The sequence below is a fragment of the Mesorhizobium sp. M0514 genome, from assembly GCF_040321145.1.
In the GTDB taxonomy this organism is placed as follows: Bacteria; Pseudomonadota; Alphaproteobacteria; order Rhizobiales; family Rhizobiaceae; genus Mesorhizobium.
Map to the genome: position 1 here is coordinate 23,837 of NZ_JAMYQZ010000069.1, position 9,176 is coordinate 33,012.

Annotated in this window: 6 protein-coding genes; 5 read left to right on the plus strand and 1 reads right to left on the minus strand. The window is 63.8% G+C overall.

Annotated elements, in window-relative coordinates:
- Positions 1-35: 35 nt before the first annotated feature.
- The 5 genes from NKI61_RS24040 to NKI61_RS24060 all read left to right on the plus strand — a co-directional run bounded on the left by NKI61_RS24040 (position 36) and on the right by NKI61_RS24060 (position 7,730).
- Complete coding sequence (locus NKI61_RS24040) at positions 36-1,016, plus strand: DUF4167 domain-containing protein (RefSeq protein WP_352746913.1); 981 nt, start codon at positions 36-38, stop codon at positions 1,014-1,016.
- A 208-nt stretch (positions 1,017-1,224) separates the two neighbouring features.
- Positions 1,225-3,831, plus strand: coding sequence for an ATP-dependent chaperone ClpB (clpB, locus tag NKI61_RS24045; protein ID WP_352841169.1), 2,607 nt, complete (start codon positions 1,225-1,227; stop codon positions 3,829-3,831).
- A 71-nt stretch (positions 3,832-3,902) separates the two neighbouring features.
- On the plus strand, positions 3,903-4,259 hold the full coding sequence (locus NKI61_RS24050; RefSeq protein ID WP_352841171.1) for an MmcQ/YjbR family DNA-binding protein: 357 nt from the start codon (positions 3,903-3,905) through the stop codon (positions 4,257-4,259).
- Between the two features lie 291 nt (positions 4,260-4,550).
- Entirely contained in the window at positions 4,551-6,068 is a 1,518-nt protein-coding gene (locus tag NKI61_RS24055) for a L,D-transpeptidase family protein (RefSeq protein ID WP_352841174.1), read from the plus strand.
- A 102-nt stretch (positions 6,069-6,170) separates the two neighbouring features.
- Positions 6,171-7,730 (plus strand): MFS transporter, encoded by a 1,560-nt coding sequence (locus NKI61_RS24060; RefSeq protein WP_352841176.1) that lies wholly within the window; start codon positions 6,171-6,173, stop codon positions 7,728-7,730.
- A 173-nt stretch (positions 7,731-7,903) separates the two neighbouring features.
- Here NKI61_RS24060 and NKI61_RS24065 read toward each other — a convergent pair.
- Positions 7,904-9,176 (minus strand): M23 family metallopeptidase (locus NKI61_RS24065; RefSeq protein WP_352841177.1); only part of this gene is annotated, 1,273 nt, incomplete at its 5' end.

Genomic DNA, 9,176 nt, shown 5'->3' on the forward strand with positions numbered 1-9,176 from the left:
ACGTTTTTCGAAAATTTCAAAATGAAGAGAGTCTTATGAGGCCACAACAGCAGAACAGGCGCATGCGCGGTCGCAACAACAATGGCGGCGGCGGTGGCAACAACAATAACAACAACAACAATCGCAAGGGCCCAAATCCCCTGACGCGCAACTACGAGAGCAACGGCCCGGACGTGAAAATCCGTGGATCGGCTCAGCAGATCGCCGAAAAATACGCCACTCTGGCCCGTGACGCGCAAAGCTCCGGCGACCGGGTTATGGCGGAGAATTACCTCCAGCACGCCGAGCACTACAACCGCATCATTGCCGCCGCACAGGCGCAGATGCCGATCCAGAATGCCCCGCAGAACCGCGACGAATTCGACGACGATGAAGATCGCGACGATTTTGACAATGCCGGCAGCGGCAATGGCGGCGAGACGCAAGCGCCGATGGCCAACCACGGCAACGGTCCGCAACCGACGATTGAGGGCACGCCGGCCGAACTCGCATACGGCCAGGAAAACGGCCGCGAGAACAACAGTGGCCGTGACAATAATGGCCGCAACAATAACGGCCGCGACAACAATGGCCGCAACCGTGACCGCCGCCCCAATGGCGGCTATGGCCAGAACGACCAGCGTGGCGACTTTGCCCAGCGTGGCGAGCAGAACGGCCAGCGCGGCGACCAGCAGCGCTTCACCGAAACCCCGGCACAGGCGGAAACCGTTTCCGCGGTTGAGCCCGAAGCCGAGAGCGGTTTCTCCGAGTCGGCGCCGCTGTACGAAAACCTGTCGCCAGCGGCTCTTGCCGCCCGGGCCGAACTCAATGAGGCAGCCGCCGAGAGCGGCGCTGCCCGTCGCCCGCGGCGTCCGCGCCGCCCGCGCAACAATGCCGATCAGGTCGGTGACGAACAGTCTGGTGGTGGCCAGGTGGTGGATGGCGCCGGCGAGACCGCTGCCGCTGTTGACGTGGTGGATGCGGCGCCGGCCGAAAGCCCTGCCGGCGACCCGTTCGCCGTCGACGCCAACAACTGACCCACAAGACATAAGTCGATGAAACGGCGGAGAGAAATCTCCGCCGTTTTCGTTTGCTCGGCCATGCAATATCATCAGCCGGACGTCTTGAGCGGCAATGGCTTGCGCCCCATATCTGGCGTGAACTGGACCCGGCTCGGATGAGCGGGTCCGTCACCGCAATCTGATCCGGTGCCGCAAAGCGGGCCGGTGATGGAAGGAGACAGATATGAACCTCGAGAAATACTCCGAGCGCGTCCGCGGATTCATTCAGTCCGCCCAGACCATGGCGCTCTCGCGCAATCACCAGCAATTCACTCCCGAACATATGCTGAAGGTCCTCGTCGATGACGACGAGGGGCTGGCCGCCTCGCTGATCGAGCGCGCCGGCGGCAACGTGCGCGACGTCAAGCTCGGCGTCGAGACCGCCCTTGAGGCCATGCCCAAGGTGGAAGGCGGCAACGGCCAGCTTTATCTGGCGCAGCCGCTGGCCAAGGTGTTTTCGACCGCCGAGGAATTGGCCAAGAAAGCCGGCGACAGTTTTGTCACGGTCGAGCGGCTGCTGCAGGCGCTGGCGATGGAGAAGTCGGCCAAGACGGCCGATATCCTGTCCAAGGCCGGCGTCACAGCGCAGGCGCTGAACCAGGTGATCAACGACGTCCGCAAGGGCCGTACCGCCGATTCGGCGAGCGCCGAGCAGGGCTATGACGCGCTGAAGAAATACGCGCGCGACCTCACCGCCGATGCCCGCGCCGGCAAGCTAGACCCTGTGATTGGCCGTGACGACGAGATCCGCCGCACCATCCAGGTGCTGTCGCGGCGTACCAAGAACAACCCGGTGCTGATCGGCGAGCCGGGCGTCGGCAAAACGGCGATCGCAGAAGGTCTGGCGCTGCGCATCGTCAATGGCGACGTGCCCGAATCGCTGAAGGACAAGCAGTTGATGGCGCTCGACATGGGCGCGCTGATTGCCGGCGCCAAATATCGCGGCGAGTTCGAGGAGCGGCTGAAGGCCGTGCTCAACGAAGTCACCTCGGCGGCCGGCGGCATCATCCTGTTCATCGACGAGATGCACACGCTGGTCGGCGCCGGCAAGGCCGATGGCGCCATGGACGCTTCGAACCTGTTGAAGCCGGCGCTGGCGCGCGGCGAACTGCACTGCGTCGGCGCGACCACGCTCGATGAATACAGGAAGCATGTCGAGAAGGACGCGGCCCTTGCCCGCCGGTTCCAGCCGGTCTTCGTAAACGAGCCGTCGGTGGAAGATACCGTGTCGATCCTGCGTGGCCTGAAGGAGAAGTACGAGCAGCACCACAAGGTGCGCATCTCGGATTCGGCGCTGGTCGCGGCGGCGACCTTGTCCAACCGCTACATCGCCGACCGTTTCCTGCCGGACAAGGCGATCGACCTTGTCGACGAAGCCGCGTCGCGGCTGAGGATGCAGGTCGATTCCAAGCCCGAGGCGCTGGACGAGATCGATCGACGCATCATGCAGCTCAAGATCGAGCGCGAGGCACTGAAGGTCGAGAAGGACGAGGCGTCAAAGGACCGGCTCGCGCGTCTCGAAAAGGAACTCGTCGGCCTCGAGGAGGAATCGACCGAGATCACCGCCAAATGGCAGTCGGAGAAGCAGAAGCTTGGCCTCGCCGCTGACCTCAAGAAGCAGCTCGACGCGGCCCGCAACGACCTCGCCATTGCCCAGCGCAAGGGTGAATTCCAGCGCGCCGGCGAGCTTGCCTATGGCAAGATCCCGGAACTGGAAAAGAAGCTGAAGGAAGCCGAAGCCCAGGACGGCAAAGCCGGCATGGTCGAAGAGGTGGTCACGCCCGACCACGTCGCCCATATCGTGTCGCGCTGGACCGGCATTCCGGTCGACAAGATGCTGCAGGGCGAGCGCGACAAGCTGCTGCGCATGGAAGACGAGATCGGCAAGCGAGTCGTCGGCCAGGGCGAAGCGGTACAGGCGGTGTCCAAGGCCGTGCGTCGTGCCCGGGCCGGGCTGCAGGATCCGAACCGGCCGATCGGCTCGTTCATGTTCCTCGGACCGACCGGCGTCGGCAAGACCGAACTGACCAAGGCGCTGGCCAATTTCCTGTTCGACGACGAGAGCGCCATGGTGCGCATCGACATGTCGGAATACATGGAGAAGCACTCGGTCGCCCGGCTGATTGGCGCGCCTCCCGGCTATGTCGGCTATGAGGAAGGCGGCGCGCTGACCGAAGCGGTGCGGCGCCGGCCCTATCAGGTCGTGCTGTTCGACGAGATCGAGAAGGCGCATCCGGATGTCTTCAACGTGCTGTTGCAGGTGCTCGACGACGGGCGGCTGACCGACGGGCAGGGCCGCACGGTCGATTTCCGCAACACGCTGGTCGTCATGACGTCGAACCTCGGCGCCGAATATCTGGTCAATCTCGGCGAAGAGCAGGACGTCGATGCCGTGCGCGACGAGGTTATGAGCGTGGTGAGAGCCTCGTTCAGGCCGGAGTTCCTCAACCGCGTCGACGAGGTGATCCTGTTCCACCGGCTGCGCCGGCAGGATATGGGTCGCATCGTCGAGATCCAGCTCAAGCGGCTGGAAAGCCTGCTCGTCGACCGCAAGATCACACTGTCGCTCGACCAGGAATCGATCGACTGGCTGGCGGCCAAGGGCTACGACCCGGCCTATGGCGCGCGCCCGCTGAAGCGAGTGATGCAGAAGGACCTGCAAGATCCGCTGGCGGAAAAAATCCTGCTTGGCGAGATACTCGACGGCTCGACCGTCAAGGTCACCGCCGGCTCTGACCGGTTGAATTTCCGGTCCAGGCCCACTGTGGTGCCGACCGACGCGGCAGCCTGATCCAACGCCGCGCGTCCGACCGGACGCGCGGCATTTTCTTATGAAACAACAATCCTTTGACGGGGGTGCAGATGACGCTGGACGACTACAACAGCTTCTGCGCCTCGCTGCCGCAGACGACGCACGTCGTGCAGTGGGGCGGGGCCGATGTCTGGAAAGTCGGTGGCAAGGTCTTCACCATCGCCGGCCATGACCGGGACGGTGGCGTCTTCGTCACCTTCAAATGCTCTGAAATGGCTTATGACGTGCTGAAGGATCAGCCCGGCTGTCGGCCGGCGCCCTATCTCGCCTCGCGCGGCATGAAATGGATCCAGCGTCAGACAAGCCAGAGCATGGATGATGATGCGCTGAAGGACTATCTCGGCGAAAGCCACCGCCTCGTCGTCCTCAAGCTGACGAAGCAGACGCGCAAGGAATTGGGCCTGTAGCAACCAGTATCCGCCATCTTCATGCCCGGTTCATGTTGGAAAGCTTATGTTGTGGTTTGCTGGCGAAGGGGTTTGCCTGCAGGCTTTTGACGATCAGGGCGTTCCTTGCGCATCCAAACGGTGGCGAGAACGTTCTGGTGGGAACACTGCCGGGCGGCGGCAATTACGCATGACCCCGAAAATCGAAATTCGATTTTCGGAAAGGATCATGCGCAGACATGAAGTGTTACAGCGTCCTTTGCGCGTCCAAACGGACGCGCGGCGCTGTAAGTACCGGAGAGTTTGACCACCATGTTCCGCACGATCCTTGCCTTTTCGGTGCTCGCCGCCGGGCTGCTCACGTCCAGCGCCATGGCATCGCCGACTGTGGACAACGCACTGCCGGCCGTCCGCGCCGCCGATAGCGGCGGCATTGTGCTTGCCCAGGACGGCAATCTCGACATCTATTACGACACCAGGGGCAACCGCGTCATCGTCGATGCCGAGACAGGCAAGGTCATCGCCATCCAGCCGCCGCAGACCAGGCTCGACCGCCGCGCGCTGCGCCGGGAAATGCGGGCACGCGAGCTTGGACGCGCACCGGTCGAGGACGACGACCGGTACTATCTCGACGATCCCGAAGACATGGCGCGTTTCCGCCGCAGGCAACTGGACGATCAGGGACGAATCCCCGGCCCGCCGGTTGATGAATACGATCCTGAAAGCGACAGATTCCTGGGGGCCGCTCCGCAGGATGATGCCAATGACAGCGACACCTATCCGGAAGCGCCGAAATCCGCTGAACCGCGGCCCGTCAAGCGCAAGCCGCTGAACGAAGCCTCTATCGATCCCGCCGAACCGGCGGCGCCCGCCGACCAGGGCGCGCTGCCGCCGAAAGCCGGTGGCAAGACCGTGGTCGATCCCTCGCTTTCACTCGGCGCACGCCAGGATGTAGCCGCCTTGCAGGTGCTGCTCGACCGCGCCGGCGCTTCACCCGGCGTCGTCGACGGGCGCTTCGGCTCCAATGTCGACAAGGCGCTTGCCGCCTACAACCAGATCACCGGCAGCAATCTGCGCTCGACCGACGCGGTCGGCATCCAGGCTGCGCTGGCGCAAACCGGTGGCGATGCTTTCGCCAATTATACGATCACGCCCGAGGACGCGGCCGGGCCTTATGTCGCCTCGATACCGGAGGATTACAGCCAGAAGGCGCAGCTCGACCGCATGGCTTACACCTCCGTCACCGAAGCCTTGGCCGAACGGTTCCACATGGACGAGAACTACCTGAAGGGGCTCAATCCCGAGGCCGACTTCAGCCGTCCCGGCACCATCATCAAGGTCGCCAATTTCGGCAGGCTGGTGGCGACGCCGGTTGCCCGCATCGTCGCCGACAAGGACAAGAAGCAGGTGTTCGCCTACGACGCCGGTGGCAAGCTGGTCGCGGCCTATCCGGCCACCATCGGTTCAGCCGACACGCCCTCGCCGACCGGCACCCATACGGTGTCGCGCGTCGCGCTCGATCCGAACTACACCTACAACCCCAGCATCAATTTCAAGCAGGGCCAGAACGACAAGATCCTGACCATCCCGCCGGGTCCGAACGGCCCGGTCGGCTCGGTGTGGATCGCGCTGGACAAGCCGACCTATGGCATTCACGGCACGCCCGATCCCTCCAAGATCGGCAAGACCGAAAGCCATGGCTGCGTGCGCCTGACAAATTGGGATGCGCGTGAACTGGCCAAGCTGGTGTCGCCGGGCGTCACCGTCGAGTTCGTCGGCGGTCCCTCGGCCGATGATGTTGCGGAGCAAGTGAGCGCTCCAGCGCAGTGATGTCGGCCTGCCCATAAGGCAGACCGATATCCAAAGCTGGATTCATGAGCGCAGGGCGCTGGCTGGTTGTTGCCGGCCCGCAACAAGTCTAAGCAGACGCTCATGAAGTCTCCGAGCGAAGCCGCAGCCGTTCCCCTGAGCAGGTCGCTTTCCAACGGTACATTTTGCCCGCAGTCGCAGCGCAAGTTCGTGCTGGTAGCGGCGATCCTGGCGTCAGCGCTCGGCTTCATCGACGGGTCGATCCTGGCCATTGCCATGCCGGCAATGCGCGTCGACCTCGGCGCCAGCCTGGCCGAGGTCCAGTGGATTTCCAACGCCTATGCGCTGACGCTGTCGGCGCTGATTCTGGCCGGCGGCGCCGCCGGCGACCGGTTTGGCCTCAGGCGCGCCTTCGTTGCCGGCATTGCGCTGTTCATCGTCGCTTCCCTGGCCTGCGCGGTGGCGCCGAATGCGCTGGTGCTCATCGCCTTTCGCGCCATTCAGGGCAGTGGTGCGGCGATCATGGTGCCGGGCAGCCTCGCCATCATCGCCAAGGCCTATCCGAAGAAGGAGCGCGGCCGGGCGATCGGCATCTGGGCCGCCGCCTCGGCGCTGACGACGGCGCTCGGTCCGGTGCTCGGCGGCTTCGTCCTGTCGGCCTTTGGCGGCGGTATCTGGCGGGCGATCTTCGCCGTCAACCTGCCGCTCGGGCTGATCTCGATCTATCTCCTGTTGGCCAAGATTCCCGCCGACGCGCCGACGGAGAAGCGAAGCCTCGATCTCGGCGGCGCCGCTCTCGCCACGCTTGCCTTCGGGGCGCTTGCCTACGGACTGACCTCGATGAGCGCCGAAGGCAGCGGTCTGATGTCGGGGCCGAGCATCGCCGCAGGCGCCGTGCTGCTTATCATCTTCATCGTCTTCGAGCTTCGGCAGCGCGAGCCGATGATCGATCTCAAGCTGTTTCGGATCGGCGCCTTTGCCGGCGCCAACCTCGCCACCTTCTTCCTGTATTTCGCCCTGTCGGCCAATCTGTTCTACCTGCCGATGCTGTTGATCGCCGGATGGGGGCTGAGCACCAAAGAGGTCGGTTTCATCTTCCTGCCGCTGTCGGCGTCGATCGCGCTGCTGTCGGGTCTCGTCGGCCAGTGGTCGGATCGCATCGGTCCGCGTTTTCCGATCGCCAGCGGCTGCCTGGTAGTCGCCATCGCCTTTGCCGGGCTGGCTTTGCTCACTCATGCCGGCATGCACAATTTCTGGACCGGTATCTTTCCGCTGATGGCCGTGATGGGGCTCGGCATGGCGCTGGTGGTGTCGCCGCTGTCGACGGCGGTCATGACCGCGGTCGAGGACAAGGATACCGGCGCCGCTTCCGGCATCAACAATGCGGTTTCGCGCATTGGCGGGCTGATTGCTGTGGCGGCGATGGGCTCGCTCGCGGCCTGGGTCTATTCGACGATGCTCGATACCAGCGCTAGGCCGGGCATTCCGGGATTCGGCGAACCGGCATTGGCCGGCCTGGCGCCAGACCTTGATGCAACACGGCTCGCCGCCAGCGATGCGGCGTTCGCGGCCGTGTCGACAGTGACGGCCGTGCTTTGCCTGCTTGCCGCTATTATCGCCTGGGCCACCGTTTCGGGGCAAAAGTTGCCTTGGTCACGAGCCGACGAGAAGCAGTCGACCTGATTCGGAGCCGACCCGATTCGGAATGCTCTGATGGGGCGATTATGATTCGCCGGCGTCGAGTGTGACGGCTTAAAGCGCGTCGCGCTGACACGGATTCATACGACGCGCTTTAAGTCTTTGTTTTGAGGCATGTCGTTGTCCCAGAACCGCGGCACACTTCTTGGCGACATGCATTAGCCTTCGATCTTGGCGCTCGCGACCTTCAGCGGATTGCTGTCTTCCTGCTTGAGCAGTTCATCGATGCGCTCGCGCTCGCGCTTGAAAGCGACCAGGTCGTCGCCCTTCAGCACCTTGCCGACCGGCAGGCGCACGCGCATCGGGTCGACCTTGGTGCCGTTGACGATCAGCTCGTAGTGAAGATGCGGACCGGTGGAGAGGCCGGTCTGACCGAGGAAGCCGATGGTCTGGCCCTGGCGGACATGAACGCCCGGTTCGATGCCTTTGGCAAAGGCGCTCTGGTGATTGTAGGAGGTCTCGTAGCCATTGGCATGGCGGATGATGATCTGTTTGCCGTAGCCGCCGGCCCAGCCGGCCTTTTCGATGGTGCCGTTGCCGGCGGCGATGATCGGCGTTCCGATCGGCGCCGCCCAGTCGACGCCGGTATGCATGCGGACATAACCGAGGATCGGATGCCGGCGGGCGCCGAAGCCGGAGCGGAATTTCCCGGCGGGCAGGGGATTGCGCAGCAGGAACTGCTCGGCGCTCGAACCATCCTCGTCGAAATAGTCGGTCGAGCCGTCCTGCATCTGGAAGCGGTAGAAATTGCGCGTCTGGCCGCCGAAGGTCGACGAGACATAGAGCAGTTCCGATTCGTCGGAGGCTTGGTCGTCGCCGTCCGGCTGCGAGAACAGCACGTCGATGCGGTCCGATGGATTGAGCCGGGACTGGAAGTCGACGCCGGAGGCCAGGAGCTTGACCAATTGCTGGGTCAGCTTCTTCGACATGCCGTAGGAATAGGCGGCGCGGTAGATGCCGTCATAAACGTTCGGCAGATTGCCGCGCACCACCACCGGTGCCGACGAATCGTCAAACGCGGTCAGCAATTCGGGGTTCGGCTCCGGTTCCTGCGCCGGCACATACTGGCCGCGGTCGTCGAGCGCGATGGTGACGATGTGCGTTGTCTTGTCATAGACGCTGGTGCGAACGACCTTGGCGGCGTCGCCATGTACCTCGAGCCCGACCCGCAGCACGGTTCCCGCCTTCAGCGCCGGTGCGTTGAGCAGCTTGCCGATCGCCTCCGCCATGCCGGTGGCGTCATCGCCCGTATAGCCCGAATCAGCGAAAGCCTCGGCAATGTCGCGGTCCCTGGTGAAGGGAATGATTTCCTCGGCGAAAGCCGGGGTCTGGTCGTCGAGCGCGACGCGCGGCGCCACCGAGACGTTTTCCGGCACGATCTTGACGTCGTAGGAGCCGGCCATCGATTCGGCGAAGGCATCGCCGAATCGC

What these genes read in the sequence shown, in the direction of transcription:
- NKI61_RS24040 (WP_352746913.1), top strand. Translation starts at nt 36, where the DNA reads ATGAGGCCACAACAGCAGAACAGGCGCATGCGCGGTCGCAACAACAAT.
- clpB (WP_352841169.1), top strand. Translation starts at nt 1,225, where the DNA reads ATGAACCTCGAGAAATACTCCGAGCGCGTCCGCGGATTCATTCAGTCC.
- NKI61_RS24050 (WP_352841171.1), top strand. Translation starts at nt 3,903, where the DNA reads ATGACGCTGGACGACTACAACAGCTTCTGCGCCTCGCTGCCGCAGACG.
- NKI61_RS24055 (WP_352841174.1), top strand. Translation starts at nt 4,551, where the DNA reads ATGTTCCGCACGATCCTTGCCTTTTCGGTGCTCGCCGCCGGGCTGCTC.
- NKI61_RS24060 (WP_352841176.1), top strand. Translation starts at nt 6,171, where the DNA reads ATGAAGTCTCCGAGCGAAGCCGCAGCCGTTCCCCTGAGCAGGTCGCTT.